This is a genomic window from Ideonella azotifigens (assembly GCF_006519715.1).
Classification (GTDB): domain Bacteria; phylum Pseudomonadota; class Gammaproteobacteria; order Burkholderiales; family Burkholderiaceae_C; genus Ideonella; species Ideonella azotifigens.
Window position 1 is genome coordinate 1 of the sequence record NZ_VIDT01000983.1, and the last position, 1,563, is coordinate 1,563.

General features: G+C 68.5%; 1 protein-coding gene. It reads right to left on the bottom strand.

All coding sequences use genetic code 11. The features are described 5' to 3' along the window. Positions 1 to 231: 231 nt before the first annotated feature. A partial coding sequence (locus tag FKP22_RS29890; RefSeq protein WP_141291852.1) for an ATP-dependent DNA helicase RecG occupies positions 232 to 1,563 on the bottom strand: 1,332 nt, incomplete at its 5' end.

The window sequence follows — 1,563 nt, forward strand, 5'->3', positions numbered from 1 at the left end:
CAGCCATCGAGAAGGCCACGACAGCCATGGCAATGGCATTGAACGCGAAAGTCTTCATGAGTCCGATTTCCTTGTGGGTAGTTTTTTTGCGGCCCGAAGTCGGCGGATCGTCGACTTCGGGCCGCGACGCAGTGTCGGGCTCTGTTTCAGCGCGATGACATCCCTTGAACAGGGGGAGGTGTCAGAACTGACAGGTCGGGTCAACCCCTCTTGCGGGGGGACGGTTGACCCTCAGGCCTTCAGGAAATCGGCCTTGCTGCCCAGCCAGCGGGCCACTTGCGCCCGGGCGGCGGCAGGGTGGTGATCCAGCAGCCAAGGCGCCGCCTGGCGGGCCCTTGCCAGCAGCGGCGCGTCCTCTGCCAAGTCGGCAAAACGCAACAAGGCATCGCCCGATTGGCGCGCGCCCATGAACTCGCCCGGCCCGCGGATCTCCAGGTCGCGCCGCGCGATCTCGAAACCGTCCCCGGTTTCCACCATCGCCTTGAGCCGCTGCTTGCCGGTCTCGGACAGCGGCGAGCTGTACAGCAGCACGCAGATGCTGGCCACCTCGCCACGACCCACGCGGCCACGCAGCTGGTGCAGCTGCGCCAGGCCAAAGCGCTCGGCATGTTCGATCACCATCAGGCTGGCGTTCGGCACGTCCACGCCAACCTCGATCACCGTGGTCGCCACCAGCACGGCGGTCTGCCCGCTGGCAAAGCGGGCCATCACTTCGGCCTTCTCGGTGGGTGCCAGCCGGCCGTGGATCAGCCCGACCACCACGCCTGGCAGCGCATCGCTCAGTTCCTGGTGCGTGTCGGTCGCATTGGCCAGTTCCGAGAGCGGCTTGCCGCGCCCGTCGCCCTCGGCTTCGGATTCCTCGATCAGCGGGCAGACCCAGTACACCTGCCGGCCCCGCGCCACCTCCTCGGCAATGCGCGCCATCACCTCGTCGCGCCGGCCTTCGCCGAAGACCTTGGTCAGGATGGGCGTGCGGCCGGGCGGCAGCGCGTCGATGGTCGAAACCTCCAGGTCGGCGAAGTAAGTCATCGCCAACGTGCGCGGGATCGGCGTGGCGCTCATCATCAGCAGGTGTGGCTCCAGCGCTGGGCTGCCCGGACCGCGCTCGGTGCGCAGCTTGCGCCGCAGCGCCAGCCGCTGGGCCACGCCGAAGCGGTGCTGTTCGTCGACGATGGCCAGGCCCAGCCGCGCGAACTGCACGTCGTCCTGGATCACCGCATGCGTGCCGACGATCAGCTTCGCCTCGCCGCTGGCCACCCGTTCCAGCATCTCGCGCCGGCCTTTGCCCTTGCGGCTGCCGGTCAACCAGGCGACGGTGATGCCCAGCGGCTGCAGCCACTGCACCAGCTTGACGAAATGCTGCTCGGCCAGGATCTCGGTGGGTGCCATCAGCGCGCACTGCCAGCCAGCGTCCATCGCGACCGCGGCGGCGAGTGCGGCCACCACCGTCTTGCCCGAACCCACGTCACCCTGCAGCAGGCGGTGCATCGGCTGCGGCTTGGCCAGGTCGGCGGCAATCTCCTGGCTGACACGCTGCTGCGCGTCGGTCAGCCCCCAGGGCAA